This is a genomic window from Enterobacter sp. JBIWA003, from assembly GCF_019968825.1.
GTDB classification, from domain to species: Bacteria; Pseudomonadota; Gammaproteobacteria; order Enterobacterales; family Enterobacteriaceae; genus Enterobacter; species Enterobacter quasiroggenkampii.
Window position 1 is genome coordinate 1081637 of record NZ_CP074170.1, and the last position, 20017, is coordinate 1101653.

At 58.6% G+C, this 20017-nt stretch carries 15 protein-coding genes; 12 read left to right on the forward strand and 3 right to left on the reverse strand.

The genetic code is table 11. The features are described from left to right. Positions 1 to 138: 138 nt before the first annotated feature. The 4 genes from aroL to ppnP all read left to right on the forward strand — a co-directional run bounded on the left by aroL (position 139) and on the right by ppnP (position 2173). A complete protein-coding gene (gene aroL, locus KGP25_RS05125; protein WP_223540064.1) occupies positions 139 to 663 on the forward strand; it encodes a shikimate kinase AroL in 525 nt (174 codons plus the stop codon). Positions 664 to 707: 44 nt separating this feature from the next. Further along, positions 708 to 899 carry a protein YaiA gene (gene yaiA / locus KGP25_RS05130; protein WP_023334675.1) on the forward strand — a complete coding sequence of 64 codons (192 nt, stop codon included), beginning with the start codon at positions 708 to 710 and terminating at the stop codon, positions 897 to 899. A 237-nt stretch (positions 900 to 1136) separates the two neighbouring features. Beyond that, positions 1137 to 1814: an AroM family protein gene (locus KGP25_RS05135; protein WP_008503271.1), complete on the forward strand. Its 678-nt coding sequence runs from the start codon at positions 1137 to 1139 to the stop codon at positions 1812 to 1814. A gap of 71 nt (positions 1815 to 1885) precedes the next feature. Next, positions 1886 to 2173 carry a pyrimidine/purine nucleoside phosphorylase gene (gene ppnP, locus KGP25_RS05140; protein WP_008503270.1) on the forward strand — a complete coding sequence of 96 codons (288 nt, stop codon included), beginning with the start codon at positions 1886 to 1888 and terminating at the stop codon, positions 2171 to 2173. A gap of 48 nt (positions 2174 to 2221) precedes the next feature. Here the strand turns inward: ppnP and rdgC are convergent, their stop codons facing one another. Continuing rightward, on the reverse strand, positions 2222 to 3136 hold the full coding sequence (gene rdgC / locus KGP25_RS05145; RefSeq protein ID WP_023310540.1) for a recombination-associated protein RdgC: 915 nt from the start codon (positions 3134 to 3136) through the stop codon (positions 2222 to 2224). 123 nt (positions 3137 to 3259) lie between these two features. On the opposite strand from rdgC, the gene mak reads away from it, so the two are divergent. After that, a complete protein-coding gene (mak, locus tag KGP25_RS05150; protein ID WP_048225853.1) occupies positions 3260 to 4165 on the forward strand; it encodes a fructokinase in 906 nt (301 codons plus the stop codon). 66 nt (positions 4166 to 4231) lie between these two features. Here the strand turns inward: mak and sbcC are convergent, their stop codons facing one another. Next, positions 4232 to 7363 (reverse strand): exonuclease subunit SbcC, encoded by a 3132-nt coding sequence (gene sbcC, locus KGP25_RS05155; RefSeq protein WP_223540065.1) that lies wholly within the window; start codon positions 7361 to 7363, stop codon positions 4232 to 4234. After that, positions 7360 to 8565, reverse strand: coding sequence for an exonuclease subunit SbcD (gene sbcD / locus KGP25_RS05160; protein WP_223540066.1), 1206 nt, complete (start codon positions 8563 to 8565; stop codon positions 7360 to 7362). Before sbcD ends, sbcC begins: the two co-directional genes overlap by 4 nt. A 187-nt stretch (positions 8566 to 8752) precedes the next feature. On the opposite strand from sbcD, the gene phoB reads away from it, so the two are divergent. From phoB to KGP25_RS05195, 7 genes are all read left to right on the forward strand, one after another. Then, complete coding sequence (gene phoB / locus KGP25_RS05165) at positions 8753 to 9442, forward strand: phosphate response regulator transcription factor PhoB (protein ID WP_008503265.1); 690 nt, start codon at positions 8753 to 8755, stop codon at positions 9440 to 9442. Between the two features lie 21 nt (positions 9443 to 9463). Next, positions 9464 to 10759 carry a phosphate regulon sensor histidine kinase PhoR gene (gene phoR / locus KGP25_RS05170; protein WP_045909799.1) on the forward strand — a complete coding sequence of 432 codons (1296 nt, stop codon included), beginning with the start codon at positions 9464 to 9466 and terminating at the stop codon, positions 10757 to 10759. 409 nt (positions 10760 to 11168) lie between these two features. Beyond that, on the forward strand, positions 11169 to 12488 hold the full coding sequence (brnQ, locus tag KGP25_RS05175) for a branched-chain amino acid transporter carrier protein BrnQ (protein ID WP_223540067.1): 1320 nt from the start codon (positions 11169 to 11171) through the stop codon (positions 12486 to 12488). Positions 12489 to 12569: 81 nt separating this feature from the next. Continuing rightward, a complete protein-coding gene (proY, locus tag KGP25_RS05180) occupies positions 12570 to 13943 on the forward strand; it encodes a proline-specific permease ProY (RefSeq protein WP_008503261.1) in 1374 nt (457 codons plus the stop codon). Positions 13944 to 14105: 162 nt separating this feature from the next. Next, on the forward strand, positions 14106 to 15923 hold the full coding sequence (gene malZ / locus KGP25_RS05185) for a maltodextrin glucosidase (RefSeq protein WP_223540068.1): 1818 nt from the start codon (positions 14106 to 14108) through the stop codon (positions 15921 to 15923). 86 nt (positions 15924 to 16009) lie between these two features. Continuing rightward, entirely contained in the window at positions 16010 to 18625 is a 2616-nt protein-coding gene (locus KGP25_RS05190) for a DUF2339 domain-containing protein (protein ID WP_223540069.1), read from the forward strand. Continuing rightward, positions 18622 to 20007 (forward strand): DUF3999 domain-containing protein, encoded by a 1386-nt coding sequence (locus KGP25_RS05195; protein WP_223540070.1) that lies wholly within the window; start codon positions 18622 to 18624, stop codon positions 20005 to 20007. Before KGP25_RS05190 ends, KGP25_RS05195 begins: the two co-directional genes overlap by 4 nt. Positions 20008 to 20017 lie beyond the last annotated feature (10 nt).

The window sequence follows — 20017 nt, forward strand, 5'->3', positions numbered from 1 at the left end:
TTATTGTCAATTTGTGGTACAGTGTGGCCTCCACAGGGTTGTCATCCCGTACCGCTTTGCAGTAAAGTAATCGCAACATCTTCTGCAATTATTTCTTTACACTCTTCAGCCATCCGGCATCAAGGGGAACACCTGGCTATGACCCAACCCATCTTTTTAGTTGGCCTCCGCGGCTGTGGGAAAACCACCGTTGGCCTGGAGCTGGCACGTGTGTGTCATCGCCAGTTTGTGGATACCGACCACTGGCTGCAAACCGAGGCTGGAAAAACCATCGCTGAGATTGTTGAACAAGAGGGATGGGAAAGCTTTCGCGCGCGCGAAACGGCCACGCTGAAAGCGGTCACCACCCCGTCTGCAGTGATTGCGACCGGGGGTGGCATTGTTCTGGCGGAGTGTAATCGTCAGTTTATGCGCGAAAAGGGGATTGTGATTTACCTCAGCGCGCCGGTGTCGGCCCTGGTTGGGCGTCTGGAAGCCTTTCCGGAAGAGGGGCAACGCCCTGCGCTAACCTCCAGGCCGCTGAACGAAGAGGTGAGTGAAGTGCTGGCGGAACGCGATGCGTTATACCGCGAAGCGGCTCACCACGTGGTGGATGCGTCAGCCTCTCCCGAAGACGTTGTGATTCAGATTATTACCGCCCTGCGTTTGGCTTGTGCCAGCTAAGCGGCGTCTATACTTATAGCTCAGACATAAAAAAAGGATGAGCTATGCCAACCAGACCTCCCTATCCGCGTGAAGCGCGCATTGTTACCGTTGAAAAAGGCCATACGGGTCATACCGTGACCTGGTATCAACTGCGTGCCGATCACCCAAAACCGGACTCGCTGATCAGTGAACACGAGACTGAACAGGAAGCGCTGGATGCGAAACGGCGCTACGAAGATCCCGACATAACCTGAATGTTTTCCTAAACGCTCCAGGATCGTGCCTGAATCACACTTTTTACTCATCGTGAAAGTTAAGCAGGAGTTAATATTTAGTTATTACAAGTAACTCTGGTATCGGCAGGCGATCTTTACATTTCGATGTCGGGATCACCTGCTACGCTTGGTGCTGTTTTGTTGAAAAAATGAACTGTGCAGCGTAGTGAGCCTGTACCTGTGTGCACGATGTTGGAGTAATGGAAGGCGATAAAGATGAAGGCAACGTTGGCGATCCTCACCATTGGTGTGGTCCCTGTAAGCGAAGTGTTACCGCTCTTAACCGAGCATGTATCTGAACAACAGATAACGCATCTGAGCCTGCTGGGGAAGATGAGTCGGGAAGAGGTCATGGAGGACTACGCTGTCGAGGCGGGGGAGGATCCCCTGGCGACGTTATTAAGTGACGGTAAACTGGCGCATGTTTCACGCCAGAAAATCGAGCGCTCGCTGCAGGGCGTAATAGAAGTGCTCGATAATCAAGGTTATGACGTTATTTTGCTGATGAGCACGGCCCCCATTAAGGGACTCACGGCGCGCAATGCGATTCTGCTGGAACCGATGCGCATCATTCCGCCGCTGGTGGCCTCCATCGTGGATGGTCATCAGGTGGGGGTGATTGTCCCCATTGAGGAGCTCATGGATAACCAGGAGGCAAAATGGCACGTGCTGGAAAAAGTGCCCTTGTACGCGCTGGCCAATCCGTTCTGGGACAGTGAGGCCAAACTCATTGCTGCCGGGAAGGAACTGCTGGAAAGAGGGGCCGATGTCCTGATTCTGGACTGTCTGGGATTCCACCAGCATCATCGTGATTTGCTGCAAAAAGCGCTGGATGTGCCGGTGCTGTTATCCAACGTTCTGATGGCTCGCCTGGCCTCGGAACTGCTCATGTAATGATTTTGCGTGACAGGTGATGAGCATGGCCCCTATAGTGAATTTTTATCTAAAAATATAAGGGCCAGTTCATGCTTCAGAGTAACGAATACTTTTCCGGTAAAGTGAAATCCATTGGTTTTACCAGCAGCAGCACTGGCCGCGCCAGCGTTGGCGTAATGGCGGAAGGGGAATACACCTTTGGCACGGCGGAAGCGGAAGAGATGACGGTGGTCAGCGGCGCGCTGAACGTCCTGCTGCCAGGTGAAACGGAATGGAAAGTTTACGCTGCCGGGCAAGTTTTCAACGTCCCTGGCCACAGCGAATTTCATTTGCAGGTGGCTGAGCCTACCTCTTATCTGTGCCGCTACCTGAAATAAAAAATTAGCCGGGTGGCGCTAACGCTTACCCGGCCTACGTTTTACCCGTTATCTCTGCGCTTCGCCGCCAAGACCTTCCACCAGATTCTGAATCAACGCGGCCAGCTCGCCGGTCATCAGGATGAAGTCCGCGTCAAAACGCTGGGCGTAATCTTCCCGGTCGATATCTTCGTTCTGATCGCGCAGCTCGTCGCAGAACTTCAGACGCTTCACGGAGCCGTCGTCGCACATCACGAACTGGATGCGCTGCTGCCAGTCGAGCGCCAGCTTGGTGACCACTTTACCCGCTTCAATGTGTACGGCGATCTCGTCGCTGACCAGATCCTGCTTCTTCGCGCGGATCACGCCGCCATCTTCCAGCAGGGCTTTCAGCTCGGCTTCATCAAGGATCTGGAAGCCCTGTGCCGCAGCACCGCTGCGTACCCATTCGGTCAGCGTTAACTCAATTGGCGTTTCCAGCGCCAGCGGAACGACCGGTAACGAGCCGATGCTCTTACGCAGCAGGGCCAGCGTATCTTCTGCTTTCTTGGCGCTGGCGCAGTCCACCATGATCAGCCCGTTAACGGTGTCGATCCACATCATGGTCTGGCTGAAGCGGCTGAAGGCGCGCGGCAGCAGAGAGTGCAGCACTTCGTCTTTCAGCGAATCTTTTTCGGTCTTTTTCAGCTTGCGGCCCTGCTCGGCTTCCAGCTTGAAAATTTTCGCCTCGAGCGCCTGCTTAACCACCGGCGTGGGCAGAATCTTCTCTTCTTTACGGGCGCAGACGATGATTTGACCCGTGCTGCTGGCGTGGGTCAATGCATCGCTTTGTGAACCCATTGGCGGAACCCAACCGGTTTTTGCCATATCCTGGCTACCGCAAGGGGAAAAGGTATAAGCGGCTAACTGTTTTTCCATCTCTTCTGCACGCAGCGAAACGTCGCGGCTGAGACGGTAAACCATCAAATTTTTGAACCACAGCATGATAATTTCCACGGCCTTGTCGTTAAATCAGCGGGCATGATAACGAATTGTCGCATCGCTTGCATTGCTAATCGGGATGCGTGCTTCTACTCTGTTGATAATCAAAATAATGAGGAGAGTCTTGTGCGTATTGGCATTGATTTGGGCGGCACCAAAACAGAAGTTATCGCACTGAGCGAGCAGGGGGAACAGCTGTTCCGCCACCGTCTGCCTACGCCGCGCGATGATTATCACCAGACTATCGAGACCATTGCCAGGCTGGTTGAGATGGCCGAGCAGGCCACAGGACAAACCGGCAGCGTCGGGATGGGGATCCCGGGGTCGATCTCGCCGTATACCGGCGTGGTTAAAAATGCTAACTCCACCTGGCTCAACGGTCAGCCGTTTGATAAAGATTTAAGCGCGCGTCTGAACCGGGAAGTGCGTCTGGCCAACGATGCTAACTGCCTCGCCGTCTCTGAGGCCATCGACGGCGCGGCGGCCGGTGCCCAGACCGTGTTTGCGGTGATCATCGGTACCGGCTGCGGCGCGGGCGTGGCGTTTGGCGGGCGTGCCCATATCGGCGGTAACGGCACGGCGGGCGAGTGGGGACACAACCCGCTGCCGTGGATGGATGAAGACGAACTCAAATACCGCACTGAAGTCCCATGCTACTGCGGAAAACAGGGCTGTATTGAGACGTTTATCTCCGGTACTGGTTTTGCGACCGACTACCATCGCCTGAGCGGCCAGCCGCTCAAGGGTAACGAGATCATGCGTCTGGTCGAAGCGCAGGACCCGGTGGCGGAGCTGGCGCTTAGCCGCTACGAAATGCGGCTGGCGAAATCGCTGGCCCACGTGGTGAATATTCTCGATCCTGACGTGATAGTGCTCGGCGGCGGCATGAGCAACGTCGATCGGCTGTATGCCACGGTGCCGAACCTGGTGAAGCAGTGGGTCTTCGGCGGCGAGTGTGAAACCCCGATCCGCAAAGCGCTGCACGGGGACTCCAGCGGCGTGCGCGGCGCGGCGTGGCTGTGGCCAGAATAAACGTTTATTCCCTCTCCCTGTGGGAGAGGGTTAGGGTGAGGGCATCAGACCGCACGATCCCCCCATTCATTCCACCGCAAATACCTTATCCAGCTTGCTATACCCCAGCCCGTTAATCTTCTTCACTTTGATCTGCACCGGAATACGCTCTTTCATCGCCTCTACGTGGCTGATCACGCCGATGGTTTTCCCGGTGGCGTTCAGCGCGTCGAGCGCATCCAGCGCCGTATCCAGCGTCTCACTGTCGAGCGTGCCGAACCCTTCATCCAGGAACAGCGAATCGATCCGCGTTTTATGACTCACCAGATCGGAAAGCGCCAGCGCCAGCGCCAGGCTGACCAGGAAGCTCTCGCCGCCGGAGAGGGTGCGGGTATCGCGGACTGCATCTGCCTGCCACGTATCCACCACTTCCAGCTCCAGCGCGTCGCTGGCCTTACGCTGCAATAAATAACGCCCGTGCAGACGGTTAAGCTGCTGGTTAGCAAGCCAGACAAGATTGTCCAGCGTCAGCCCCTGGGCGAACTTACGGAACTTGTCGCCGGTGCTGGAGCCGATCAGCGCGTTCAGGTACCCCCAGTCATCCGCCTGGCGCGCGGCCTCTTCAATTTGCTGCATCAACGCCAGCTGGTGCTGCCGGTTATCGCTGTCCTGCTTAAGCTGCTGACGGATCTCGCCCTGATGCGTGGTGTTCTCGCGCAGCTGTTGCGCCAACTGCTGCAGCTGGATTTGCAGCGTGGGTACATCGGCGTCGAGCCCTTCCGGCCTCTGCGCCAGATGAGACTGTAGCTGTTGGTTCGCTTGCCCGCACAGCGCCGCGGCCTGCTGTATCTGGTTTTCCAGCGACTGTTTCAGCTGTTCAAGGTGGCGAATAGCATCGTCATCCAGCAGGGCGGCAAGAAACGCGTCCTGGTCGGCAAAGCAGCTCGCCGAGAGCGCCGCGGTGAACTGCGTCTGCGATTGCTGCAGGCGCTCTCGCTCCAGCGCTTCCTGCTGCTGTTGCGCGGTAAGCTGGCTTTGCAGCGACACGCACTCGTCGTGGATGGTGCGCCAGTTATCAGGAATAACCGGTTCGGCGTCTTCGCTGTTCGTTGCCGGAAGCGCGTCGAGCAGTGGCTTCAGGGCGTTTATACGTTCCTGAAGCACGCCGTGCTGCGTTTGTTTCTCCTGCCACTGCGCGAATTCAGCTTCACGGGCCTGAAGCCAGGCGGCTTCCTGACTCTCTTCAGGTGCGTTAAGTGAGAGCGCGAGCAGGGCATGTTCCAGCGCCTGCCGCGTGGCCGCCAGTTGCTGCTGATACTGCCGCTCCTGCGCTTCCTGTTCGCTCAGCTGGTTCTGCAGGGTGAGACGCTGACTGAGCTGATAAAGCTGGCGCTCGTAATGTTCCTGTTCGTTCAGCCATGGCGCGATATCGTCCTGAATATTCAAGGTAATATTCAGGGACGTGCAGGCCGCCACCCACTCTTTAGTGAGCGCTTGCTCTTCCTGAGAAAGCGTCTGCGCGTCGTCTGTCTCGCGCTGGATCTGCTGAGTCAGGGCATTGACCTGTCCCAGCACCAGCAGGCCTTCCTCTTTAAGGGCGGCGACCTCTTTTTCCAGGGCATCACGGCGGCGCTGGTTATCCGTCAGCTCAAGCGACTGATATTGATCAACGGCCGGATGTTCGCAGGAACCGCACAGCGGACAGGGTTTGCCCGCCTCAAGCTGGGAACGGTAATGCTCCAGCTTCTTAATTGTTGCTTCTGTTTCGCACAGGGCTTTTAGATCGAGATAATGCTGGTTTTTCTCTTTGTACTGCTGGCGGCGCAGCGTCAGCGTTTCATTAAGCTTACTTTGTTCGGCCTGCGCCTTCTGCACGCTTTCACTGCTCTGGCGCAGGCGCTTTTGCAGCGGCTGATAGCGGGCATGCAGCGACGTCAGCTGCTGGCGCAGCGGGCGTAACCGGGACTGCTGCTCCATGGCCGCGCTGACCTCATCCGCCGTCAGCGTCAGCGCATTTTCCGGCATCGCAGCCAGCCTGTTGCGTAATTCACCTATCCGCGCAGCAAGCGAGGCTAACTGCGTTTTATCGCGGTTAAGCTGCGAGAACTGGGCACGCCAGCCTGCAATCTCCTGGCCTAACAGACGATAGCGCTCGTGCCCCGCCAGCCACTGCGCCAGCGCCGACAGTTCGGCCTGTCGCTGCTCGTGGTCACGCAGGGCGGTATTGCGGATACGCGAACGCAGCGCGGTTCTGGCCTGTAAGCGAGTATTTACTTCGATAATTCGCTGCTGCGTTTGCGTCAGGCGCGCGGTTTGTTCCTGCTGATGATCCCAGAGCGGTCGAAGCTGGGCGGCGGGGAGAGCAAGCTGCAGTTTTGCCAGCTCAGGCGCAGCGTCCGTCAGCGCCTGTTGCGTCTGCTGCTGCATCGCGGTGACGCGATGTTGCTCGCGCACGAGCTCATCATGGCGCGTAAGCCACTGAAAATCTTTCTGTTGGTTTTGCTGCTGTTCCAGCAGGGTTTTCTCTTCGTCAGTAAGTGCCTGCAAACTTTGCTGTAACTGCTGCTGTTGTTCTTCGCTCAACAGCACGACGCCCGCCGCCTGCGCCTCGCACTTTTCAAGTACGCTGCGGGCGGCTTTGTGTTTCTCAAACACCATGGCGGAAATCTGACCGTAGATTTCGGTGCCGGTCAGCTCTTCCAGCAGCTCGGCGCGATCGCTCGGTTTGGCGTTGAGAAAGGCAGCAAACTGCCCCTGAGAAAGCAGCATGGAGCGGGTAAAGCGCCCGTAGTCCAGCCCGGTGAGCGCGGCGGTTTGCTCCAGCTTATCCGTCACTTTGTCGGCCAGGATTTTGCCATCTTCGCAGCGCGCCAGCTCCACGCGCGGCGCCTGCAGGTTCCCGTCCGGCTGGTTGCGCGCGCGGTTCTGGCTCCAGAAGGCGCGATAGGCGGTGCCTTTTACCTCGAACTCCACTTCCGCCAGGCACTCGGCGGTGTCGCGCGTCATCAGGTCGTTTTGCGCCTGGGAGACCTTCTGCAGTCGCGGCGTTTCGTGATAAAGCGCCAGACAGATGGCGTCGAGCAGGGTGGTTTTACCTGCCCCGGTCGCGCCGGTGATGGCAAACAGCCCGTTGCTGGCAAACGGCTCAGCGGTAAAATCAATTTTCCACTCGCCCTTGAGGGAGTTAAGATTTTTCAGTCGCAGGCTCAAAATTTTCACGCGTTTTCTTCCTCATCATTGAGCGCATGCAGGGTATGGCTGAACAGTTCGCTGAGCCTTGCGCGCTTCGCCTCGTCGATTTCCTCCTGCGAGAGTCTGCGTTCAAACACCTCTTCGACCCCCAGTTCACTGAGCGTTTCGCGTTGGGCGCTTAACAGGATTTTCTCGCGCTGCTCGCGGCTGCGGCGCACCAGCAAGACCTCAACCGGCAAATCTTCGGTCAGCGCCTGGATTTTTCGCTGCATATCGTGCAGGTAGTCGTCGGTGGTGATTTCGATGTCCAGCCAGATGGGGGGATCTTGCTCGACGCCGCGCCACTGCTCCAGTTGGGCGGTGATGGCATCGAGATCGCCTTTCAGCACGGCCAGCGGCTGAGTAACGGGCACCTCCAGCGTGTCGACGGCGCTGAGTTTCCCGTCGGAGAAGGTCACCAGATGTACGGATTTGGCTTTGCCCGTTTCGTCAAAACTGAGCGAAAGGGGGGAGCCGCAGTAGCGGATGTGCTCGCAGCCGCCGACGATCTGCGCCCGGTGAATGTGCCCGAGCGCAATGTAGTCGGCGGGCGGGAAGTGCTGCGCCGGAAAGGCATCCAGCGTGCCGATATAGATGTCACGCACGGCGTCACTTTTACTGGCCCCGACGGTGGTGAGGTGCCCGGTCGCAATCACCGGAATCGACTGGTCACCGCGCAGGGCACAGGCTTCGGCGTGCTGCTGGTGGTAATAGTCGGTGATGGCCTGCAATAAATGTTGCTGCTTTTCCGCCCCCGACAGCCCCGCCTGGCTTTGCACGATGTCGCGCGGACGTAAAAACGGTATCGGACACAGCACCGCCCCCGGCGACCCGTCGCGCTTTTTCAGGATCTGCGGGCCGTGCCCGGCGCTGGCGACGACGGTGGTATTGAGAAACGCCAGGATGTCACGGGATTCATTCAGCGTTGCGACGGAATCATGGTTGCCGGCGACAATCACCAGATGACAGCCGGTTTGCTGCAGATTCACCACGAAGCGGTTATACAGCTCGCGCGCATAGCTCGGCGGCGAGCCGGTATCAAAGATGTCACCCGCCACAATAATCGCGTCCACCTCGTGCGTCCGGGCCGTTTCCAGCAGCCAGCCCAGGAACGCTTCATGTTCAACCGCACGGCTTTTGCTGTAAAAATTTTGACCCAGATGCCAGTCCGAGGTGTGAAGTATGCGCATAGCTGATCCGTGGCAAAAAAGAGAAAGCAGGATTATAAACGTTCAGAGAAGGGAAAATAACCGCTGTAATAAAACAACGGTTTGCCCGTTAACGTGGTACTGTTTTTCATAAATCTGTCATAAATCTGACGCATAATGGCGCCGAATTACAAACTTGTAACGTAAATAAGATAAGACAGGGCAAAGTATGGCGAGACGTATTCTGGTCGTAGAAGATGAAGCTCCAATTCGTGAAATGGTGTGCTTCGTGCTCGAACAAAATGGCTTCCAGCCGGTTGAAGCAGAAGATTATGACAGTGCAGTGAACCAGCTGAATGAACCCTGGCCCGATCTGATTCTGCTGGACTGGATGTTGCCCGGCGGCTCCGGACTGCAGTTTATCAAACATCTGAAGCGTGAAGCGCTGACCCGCGACATCCCGGTGGTGATGCTTACGGCGCGCGGAGAAGAAGAGGATCGCGTGCGTGGTCTGGAGACCGGCGCGGACGATTACATTACCAAACCGTTCTCCCCCAAAGAGCTGGTGGCCCGCATTAAAGCCGTAATGCGCCGTATTTCGCCGATGGCGGTGGAAGAGGTGATCGAAATGCAGGGACTGAGCCTTGATCCGACGTCTCACCGCGTGATGACCGGTGAAAATCCCCTCGACATGGGGCCTACCGAATTTAAACTCCTGCACTTCTTTATGACCCACCCGGAGCGCGTTTACAGCCGCGAGCAGTTGCTGAATAACGTCTGGGGAACTAACGTGTATGTCGAAGACCGGACGGTTGACGTACATATCCGCCGCCTGCGAAAAGCACTGGAACTGAGCGGCCACGATCGCATGGTGCAGACGGTCCGCGGTACGGGTTATCGTTTTTCTACCCGTTTCTGAACAATGACAGGAGTGTGACGCGTGCTGGAACGTCTGTCATGGAAAAGGCTCGTCTTTGAACTGATCTTATGCTGTATTCCGGCCTTCATTTTGGGGGCCTTTCTTGGACACCTGCCGTGGTTTCTGCTGGCGTCGGTCACCGGGCTGCTCATCTGGCATTTCTGGAACCTGCTGCGCCTCTCCTGGTGGCTGTGGGTTGACCGAAGCATGACGCCGCCGCCGGGAAGCGGCAGCTGGGAGCCGCTGCTGTACGGTCTGCATCAGATGCAGATGCGTAATAAAAAGCGCCGCCGCGAGCTGGGAAGCCTGATTAAGCGTTTTCGCAGCGGTGCAGAGTCGCTGCCGGATGCCGTGATCCTGACGACCGAAGAAGGGACGATCTTCTGGTGTAACGGCCTGGCGCAGCAGCTGCTGGGCCTGCGCTGGCCGGATGACAATGGACAGAATATCCTCAACCTTCTGCGTTATCCCGAGTTCACGCTGTACCTGAAAAAGCGTGATTTCACCCGTCCGCACAATCTCAAGCTCAATAATGGTCGCCATCTGGAGATCCGCGTGATGCCCTACAGCGATAAGCAGTGGCTGATGGTGGCGCGCGATGTCACCCAGATGCACCAACTGGAAGGGGCGCGTCGTAACTTCTTCGCCAACGTCAGCCACGAACTGCGAACCCCGTTGACCGTGCTGCAGGGCTACCTGGAGATGATGCAGGAGCAAACGCTGGAAGGTGCGCCGCGTGAAAAAGCGCTGCACACCATGCGCGAGCAAACGCACCGGATGGAAGGCCTGGTGAAGCAGCTGCTGACGCTCTCGAAGATTGAAGCGGCGCCAACGCTCGCGCTGAATGACACCATTGATGTTCCGATGATGCTGCGGGTCGTGGAGCGTGAAGCGCAGACGTTAAGCCACAAAAAGCATCACCTGACCTTTGACGTCGACAACACGTTGAAGGTGCTGGGCAGTGAAGATGAGCTGCGCAGCGCCATTTCCAACCTGGTGTATAACGCGGTGAATCATACGCCGGAGGGGACGGATATCGTGGTGCGCTGGCACCATACCCCAACGGGGGCCGAGTTTAGCGTGGAGGACAACGGGCCGGGGATTGCGCCGGAGCATATTCCGCGCCTGACCGAGCGTTTCTACCGTGTGGATAAAGCACGATCGCGGCAGACGGGCGGAAGCGGTCTGGGGCTGGCGATAGTGAAACACGCGGTCAATCACCATGAAAGCCGTCTCGATATTCAGAGTACCCTGGGCAAAGGAACCCGCTTCAGCTTCGTTATCCCGGAACGATTAATTGCCAAAAAGATCGCCTGACGGCGGGCGTGTCATTTTACCTTTCCACGGGTCAGCCATCGCTGGCCCGTTTGCTTTGCAGTCAAGCGAAACGCGGATGAATTTTATACGGCTGGCTGTTTTTTGTTCGCATGATTAGCCATGGGTTTTTCTTATAAACAGCGTATTGTGCTGGTGTGTATTTTCATGCTGGCATATTGTTCTGGTTTTACGATCCCACCTTGCCTTTAAACGTTATAAGCGTTTAAATTGCGCCCCAGATACTGTCAGACCGACTGTATTTGCGTGGTAAATCGAAAAACTATTCTTCTCCACGCCAGGACGGGAGCATTTCCCGCTGAAATTGAGCAAATTTTCGGCTGTATCGTCCCGTCAGGGATATCGAAAATCTCAATGTTTTCAACACCACATCCACAGGCAGTAAGGTTTTATGACCCATCACTTAAAATCGCGTGACATCATCGCGCTGGGCTTTATGACATTTGCGCTGTTCGTTGGCGCAGGCAACATCATTTTCCCTCCAATGGTTGGCTTACAGGCGGGTGAACACGTCTGGACCGCCGCGTTTGGTTTCCTGATTACTGCCGTGGGTCTGCCGGTGCTGACCGTCATCGCGCTGGCGAAAGTCGGTGGCGGTGTGGATAGCCTCAGCTCCCCGATCGGCAAAGTGGCAGGCGTTCTGCTGGCAACCGTCTGCTATCTGGCCGTGGGGCCGCTGTTTGCCACCCCGCGTACCGCGACCGTTTCCTTTGAAGTGGGGATTGCTCCCCTGACCGGTGACGGCGCGATGCCGCTGTTCATCTACAGCCTGATCTACTTCGCTATCGTGATTCTGGTTTCCCTCTATCCTGGCAAACTGCTGGATACCGTGGGTAACTTCCTGGCTCCGCTGAAAATTGTGGCGCTGATTGTCCTGGCGGTGGCGGCCATCGTCTGGCCCGCCGGCCCGATTAGCGACGCGATGGACGCCTATAAAAACGCCGCGTTCTCTAACGGCTTCGTGAACGGCTACCTGACGATGGATACGCTGGGCGCGATGGTGTTTGGTATCGTTATCGTTAACGCCGCGCGTTCCCGCGGGGTGACCGAAGCACGTCTGCTGACCCGCTATACCATTTGGGCCGGTCTGATGGCTGGCGTAGGGCTGACGCTGCTGTATCTGGCGCTGTTCCGTCTGGGCTCCGATAGCGCCATGCTGGTCGATCAGAACGCCAACGGTGCGGCTATCCTGCACGCCTACGTTCAGCACACCTTCGGTGGTGCGGGCAGTATGCTGCTGGCGGCGCTTATCTTCCTGGCCTGTCTGGTTACCGCCGTTGGCCTGACCTGCGCCTGTGCTGAGTTCTTTGCGCAGTATCTGCCGCTCTCTTACCGTACCCTGGTGTTTATCCTTGGTATCTTCTCCATGGCGGTGTCCAACCTCGGTCTGAGCCACCTGATTCAGGTCTCTATTCCGGTACTGACGGCGATTTATCCGCCGTGCATCGTGCTGGTGGTGCTGAGCTTCACCCGCCCGTGGTGGAACAACTCCTCACGAATTATTGCACCAGCCATGTTTATCAGCCTGATTTTTGGTATCCTTGACGGGATTAAAGCATCAGCGTTCGCTGAAGTTCTGCCAGCCTGGACACAGCGTCTGCCGCTGTCCGAGCAGGGTCTGGCCTGGCTGATGCCTACCGTTGTTGCGCTGATTCTGGCGATTATCTGGGACCGTGCCGCAGGGCGTCAGGTCGCATCGAACGCCCATTAATCAACGGCAACAAACTGTTTAACCACGGGGCTTAAGGCCCCGTGGTTTTTTGTTTTTTTCGTGTTGAATGGCAAGATTTAAATGGAAAGCACTAACAAACTTAAACGTGGATTGAGCACGCGCCACATCCGCTTTATGGCGCTGGGCTCGGCTATCGGCACCGGTCTTTTTTATGGCTCGGCAGATGCCATCAAAATGGCCGGTCCCAGCGTGCTGCTGGCGTACATCATCGGCGGCGTGGCGGCGTATATCATCATGCGCGCCCTCGGCGAAATGTCGGTTCACAACCCCTCCGCCAGCTCATTCTCCCGCTACGCGCAGGAAAACCTCGGCCCGCTGGCCGGGTTTATCACCGGCTGGACCTACTGCTTCGAAATCCTGATTGTGGCGATTGCCGACGTGACGGCATTTGGCATCTACATGGGCGTCTGGTTCCCGGCGGTACCGCACTGGATTTGGGTGCTGAGCGTGGTGCTGATCATTTGCGCCGTCAACCTGATGAGCGTGAAGGTGTTTGGCGAGCTGGAGTTCTGGTTCTCCTTCTTCAAGGTCGCCACCATCATCATCATGATTGTGGCCGGTTTCGGGATTATCATCTGGGGGATTGGCAACGGCGGGCAGCCGACCGGGATCCACAACCTCTGGAGCAACGGTGGCTTCTTCAGCAACGGCTGGCTCGGGATGGTGATGTCGCTGCAGATGGTGATGTTCGCCTACGGCGGTATCGAGATTATCGGTATCACCGCTGGTGAAGCGAAAGACCCGGAGAAATCCATTCCGCGTGCGATCAACTCGGTGCCGATGCGTATTCTGGTGTTTTACGTGGGTACGCTGTTCGTGATCATGTCCATTTACCCGTGGAATCAGGTGGGTACCAACGGTAGCCCGTTTGTCCTGACTTTCCAGCATATGGGTATTGCGTTTGCCGCCAGCATTCTCAACTTTGTGGTGCTGACCGCGTCGCTTTCGGCGATCAACAGTGACGTCTTTGGCGTGGGCCGTATGCTGCACGGCATGGCGGAGCAGGGCAGTGCGCCGAAGGTGTTCGCCAAAACCTCACGCCGCGGCACGCCGTGGGTGACCGTCGTGGTGATGACCGTGGCGCTGCTGTTCTCGGTTTACCTGAACTACATCATGCCGGAGAACGTCTTCCTGGTGATTGCGTCCCTGGCAACCTTCGCGACGGTGTGGGTGTGGATCATGATTCTGCTGTCGCAGATTGCCTTCCGCCGTCGCCTGTCACCGGATGAGGCGAAAGCGCTGAAGTTCAAAGTACCGGGCGGCGTTGCGACCACCGTCGTGGGGCTGATCTTCCTGGTGTTTATCATTGGCCTGATTGGCTACCATCCGGACACCCGCATTTCGCTCTACGTGGGCTGCGCGTGGATCGTGCTGCTGCTGGTGGGCTGGGTGTTTAAATGCCGCCGCGACCGTCAACTGGCGGAAGCGCAGTAACATCCTTTTCCCCTCTCCCCGTGGGAGAGGGTTAGGGTGAGGGCATCAGGCCGCACTGGTGCCTCATCCCCCGTCCTCCTCCCCCAATAAATCCCATCATGGTGAGCTATCCTTAACCACCCTGTGGCAAGGTGACGTCAATTTCATCAAAGGGGATTCGTGATGTTAAACGCCTGGCACCTTCCGGTTGCCCCATTTGTTAAGCAAAACAAAGACAACCTGGTGATTACGCTCTGGCTGGCGGGTGAAAATCAGCCTGAACGCGTGACGCTCCGCGCCGAAATCGATAACGAAGAGACCGGGCTGAAAATGCACAAGCTGCGCAGCCAGCCGCAGCCGGGGATCACCGCCTGGCGTGCGAATATCGACCTGCGTAGCGGACAGCCGCGTCGCCGCTACAGCTTTAAGCTTTTGTGGAACAACCGTCAGCTGTGGTTTACCCCGCAGGGGTTTAGCCGTTTCCCGCCTGCACGGCTGGAGCAGTTTGCTGTGGATTACCCGGATAACGGCCCGCAGTGGGTTAACGATCAGGTCTTTTACCAGATTTTCCCGGACCGTTTTGCGCGCAGCGAAAAACGCACTGCCGACCAGGATAAGATCTATTACCACCATGCAGCGGGCCACGACATTATCCTGAAAGCGTGGGATGAGCCGCTGACCGCGCAGGCGGGCGGATCGACTTTCTACGGGGGCGATCTCGACGGCATCAGCGAAAAGCTGCCGTACCTGAAAAAACTGGGCGTGACGGCGCTCTATCTCAACCCGGTGTTCAAGGCCCCGAGCGTACATAAATACGATACCGAAGATTATCGCCACGTCGACGCGCAGTTTGGCGGTGACGAGGCGCTGCTGCGCCTGCGTAAGAACACCCAAAACGAAGGTATGCGCCTCATTCTGGACGGCGTGTTCAACCACAGCGGAGATTCGCATGCGTGGTTTGATCGGCATAATCAGTCGATGGGCGGGGCATGTCATAACCCGGATTCGCCGCAGCGCGACTGGTATAGCTTTAATGAGGAGGGGCGTGCGCTGGACTGGCTGGGCTACCCGAGCCTGCCGAAGCTGGATTTCCAGTCGCCAACGCTTGTGAACGAGATTTACGGCGGGGAAGACAGCATCGTGCGCCACTGGCTGAAGGCGCCGTGGAATATGGACGGCTGGCGTCTGGACGTAGTGCATATGCTCGGCGAAGCGGGCGGGGCGCGGAATAACCTTCAGCACGTCGCCGGGATTACGCGCTCGGCAAAAGCGGCCCAGCCGGAGGCGTTTGTCTTCGGCGAACACTTTGGCGACGCGCGCCAGTGGCTGCAGAACGATGCGGAAGATGCGGCGATGAACTATCGCGGCTTTACCTTCCCGCTGTGGGGATTCCTCGCCAACACCGATATCTCCTACGATCCGAATCATATCGACGCTGAAACCTGCATGGCGTGGATGGAGAACTACCGCGCTGGTCTGTCGCATCAGCAGCAGCTGCGGATGTTTAACCAGCTCGATAGCCACGACACCGCGCGCTTTAAATCCCTGCTCGGCAAGGATATCGCGCGTCTGCCGCTGGCGGTGACCTGGCTCTTCACCTGGCCGGGCGTACCGTGCATCTACTACGGAGACGAGGTGGGGCTGGACGGCAACAACGATCCGTTCTGTCGCAAAACCTTCCCGTGGGCGCCGGAGAAACAGGACAAGGTGCTGTTCAGCCTGTATCAGCGCCTGGCGAAGTTGCGTAAGCAGAGTCTCGCCCTGCGGTACGGCGGCTGTCAGGTGGTGTACGCCCACGATAACGTGGTGGTGTTTGCTCGCGTCTATAACCAGCAGCGCGTGCTGGTGGCGATCAACCGGGGCGAGGCCTGCGAAGTGGTGCTGGATGATTCACCGCTGCTGAAGGTGGCTGCGTGGAAGAGCAAAGAGGGCAAGGCGACGATACAGGACGGCGTGCTGGCGCTGCCTGCGGTATCCGCGACGATCTGGTTCGGCAGCTAATGCGCTAATGTTTCCACCTTTTAAGATGGCGCAAATGCAACGATTTGTGTCAATCTTAACGGATCGTTTACGGTGAAGGTGGAAACATGGACGAGCTTTACATCCTTGGCTGTTTATTCCTGGTTTTTGCGCTGCTGGTTGCGCCCGTGCTTGCGGTTATCGGGTTTAACCGAAGTACGGTAGCGCGGCAGGAGATTGCCCGGCTGCGCCAGCGCATAGAGGCGCTTGAGCAGCGCGGCGTGCCTGAGAACGCGCCGGAGCCGGTGCAGACCGCCGCGCCGGTGGCTATGACCGCGCCGGTGGTGGAGGACGCTCCCGCGTCTGTCGACCCCTGGCGCCCCGATATTCCCGCTGCGGTGGCAGAACCCGCTCAGGCTCCTGCGCCAGTGGCAAAACCGCCTTCAGCCTTTGGCGGCATCCTGACGTCGCTGGCGCGCTGGTTCATGCAGGGTAATCCGCTGGCGAAGCTGGGGATCCTGCTGCTCTTCCTCGGCCTCTCTTTCCTGCTGCGCTATACCGTCGAACATTCCCTGTTCCCGCTTGAGCTGCGCCTCGTGGCAACCGCGCTGTTTGCCATTGTTCTGCTGGCTGTCGGGTGGCGACTGCGGCACAGGCAGCGCGTCTATGCGTTGATCCTCCAGGGCGGGGCGACCGGCGTGCTCTACCTGACGGTGTTTGGCGCCTTCCGGCTCTGGCAAATGTTGCCGATGACGCTGGCTTTTGCGCTGCTGGTGGTGATTTGCGCGGCGAGCGTCGGGCTGGCGGTGCTGCAGAAGGCGCTGAGCCTTGCCATGCTGGCGAGCCTCGGCGGCTATCTTGCGCCGCTCCTGCTGTCTACCGGGGGCGGCAGCTTTGTCGCGCTGTTCTCTTTCTACCTCCTGCTGTCCATCGGCATTCTTGCTATCAGCATCTGGCAGCACTGGCGAGAGCTGAACCTGCTCGGGCTGCTGTTTACGTTCGGCGTGGGCGGCCTGTGGGGGCTGAATGACTACCAGCCTGAAGACTATTGGATCTGCCAGCTGTTCCTGATTGCCAATACGCTGATATTCGGCGTGCTGAGCGTGGCGCTGTCGCTGCGGGCGCAGGAGAGAGGGAAGCAGATCGTTGACGGCGTGCTGCTTTTTGCCCCGCCGCTGATCGGCTTCGGGATGCAGTACGGCATGACCCGACACTGGGAATATGGCCCGGCGCTGAGCGCGCTGGGATACGGCGCATTTTATCTCACCCTCGCGTACCTCGCGCTGCGGCGCTATCCCTCCCTCGGACGGCCGCTGGTCATGGCGGCGCTGGCGATCGGCGGCGGGTTTGCCACGCTCGCCATTCCGCTGGCGCTGTCGGCGCGCTGGACGGCAATGGCCTGGGCGTTGGAGGGGCTGGGTATCCTCTGGCTGGGCGTGCAACAGCAGCAGCGGCGGATGAGCTATAGCGGGACGGCGCTGCTGGTGCTGGCGCTCGGCAGCGCGCTGTGGGCGCAAACAAACGGCGTTACGCCGCTGAGCCTGCTCCTTATCTTCGCCATCCTTAGCCTTTGCTGGCTGGCTGCGGCCTGGCTGTGGCGGACTCTCTTCCTGCCGGTCAGCTGGGCGCTGCTGGCAGGTGGTCTGCTGTTCTGGCTCGTGGCGCTATTGGGCGCATCGCGGCTGGCATTGACGAAGGAATTACCGATTCTGGCGGGCGTGCTGGCGCTGACGGCGGCGTCGGTCTGGGGCTGGCGGCAGGTGGCCGCTCGTCTGGCGTGGCGGGAGCTGGACGCCAGCAAATGGCTGCTCTGGCCGGTTATGCTGCTGATGGTGGGTTATCAGCTCTGGCACCAGCAGATCGTCTCCGCCGGCTGGTCAAACCTGGCCTGGTGCGTTGCGCTTCCTGCCGCGCTAATGCTGCTGCGGCGCGACGGTGAAAGACTCCTGCCGCGCATCGCGATGGGGCTGCATCTGTTGCTGTTCTGGATGATTTTACTGGCGCTGGCCGCCGAGCTTTACTGGTTTGCCCGGTCTCTGCCATGGGGCATGGCGGCCTGGGGTAGCGGATTAGCGATGGCCGCAGGCGGCGGGGTGATTATGGTGCTCTCTGCTGCGGTACGGCGTCGCGTGTGGCCGTTCCGGGAGTGGCCTGCGCTCTACGCCTGCCTGGCACCGATTCCCGTAGTCGTGGCGCTGCTGGTATTGCTGGTGGTGACCAATTTCCAGGACGGCGTGGTCTATCGTCAGACCTGGCTGCCGCTGGTGAACCCGCTTGAGGAAGGTGCCGCGTTCGCGTTGCTGGGTCTGGTGGTCTTTTATCGGGCGGTGGATCGCTACTACCCGGCGTGGCTTGCGCAAGCGCGCCCGTGGCCTGCCGTCGCGCTCATGGCGTTTGGCTTCTGGTGGCTAAACGGTGCGCTGATGCGCGCCCTGGCCTGGTACGGCGACGTGGCCTGGAATATGGCATCGCTGTGGGATTCGCGGCTTATCCAGACCAGCTTTGCCCTGTTCTGGATGTTGAGCGCGCTGGTGGTCATGATCCATGCCACCCGTCAGGCTTCCCGGCAGGAGTGGCTCTGCGGGGCCGCGCTGCTGGGTGTGGTGATGGTTAAGCTGATGCTGGTGGACAGCGCGGGCGGAGGCGGTCTGTCGCGCGCGGTGGCGTTTATCGGTGTGGCGATACTGGTGTTGATAGTGGGCTATTTCTCGCCGCTACCGCCAAAAACAGGAGATGAAAAATGAAATGGATGAAAGCGGTAGCGTGTACCGCGCTGCTGGCGCTTTCCGGCCCGGCGTTCTGCGACGAGGTACCCGCGGAATCGCCCCGGGACTATGCCTTTGGTCGTTCACTCGACACGTCCGTTCCTTCCCGGTGGTATCGGGTGATGCTGCCGCTTGCCGTCTATGAGCAGAGCACGTCAGCGGATCTGCATGATGTTCGCGTCTTTAACCAGTCGGGCGAGCCGGTTCCCTTTAGCCTGATCGCCGCAACGCGCCCGCAGGACACAGCGCACTCCACGGCGCTGCGTCTCTTTCCGCTGGACGCCTCGCCGCTCGCGGCTGGCTCAGACACCGGTGACAGCGATAAGATCCTGCTCCGTTCCCGAAACGGCGTTGAGATTGTGCTGGAGGGGCAAAAAGCCGCCGCCGTCGGGCAACATTACCTGCTGACCTTGCCGGAGCAGACGACGGGTGAGCTGGCCATATCCCAGCTGCAGCTGCTCTGGAATACCCCGCAGTCGCCCTGGCAGGGAACGGCGTCGGTCTATTACAGCGAGGATCTTAAGCGCTGGTATACCCTGCGCGAAGATATGCCGCTGCTGGACGTCGCCAGCGGTCAGGATCGCCTTAAACTCGATCGGATCGATACCGATACGGTTTTATCTCCCGAGGCGAATCGCTATCTCATGGTGGTGCTGAATACGCAGAGCAAGGGGATAACGTTGACCGGCGTAAACGCAATCAGCGCACCTGCGCAGGCTGCCCCGGAAGAGATCAATCTTGAGGGAGAAGGGGAGCCGCTATCGACAAGCGAAGCGCAGTGGCGCTGGGTGCGCCCGCAGCCGCTGAGTGCTGTCAGCATTTCGCTGAACGGTGATGGTGTCCTTCCCGTGGAGATCGCGTGGCGCAGTACGGAAAAAGACGCATGGCACCCCCTGAAAAAAGAGGTGATTTATCGCCTGGAGGGAAAAACGTCCGGACCGGTTTCGCTTAGCGGGGGCCTGGTGCAGGCCGTGAAAATCACGACGCTGAATGCGCGTCTGCCAGAATACCTGCCGAGCGTCACGGGGCATCGCGACCGCTATGACCTGGTGTTCAACGCGCAGGGGAAAGCGCCGTACGTGCTTGCCTGGGGCAACGGCGCCGCAAAGCCTGCCAGCGTGGAGCCCGACATGCTGATCCCCGCCGACCTGCGTAAGACCTATGCAATGGCGAACCTGCCGCAGGCCGACATTGTGGATGACGTTGCGTTAGGCGGCGAGGGGCGTCTGACCGCCACCTCTGCGGCCGATCGGGCGAGCTGGATGAACGCCCTGCTGGTGTGGGGCGTGCTGATTGCGGGCGTGCTCCTGCTGGCGGGCATGGCCTGGCGTATCTGGCGGGAAACGCAGCGTAAGGCATAAAAAAAGGCCC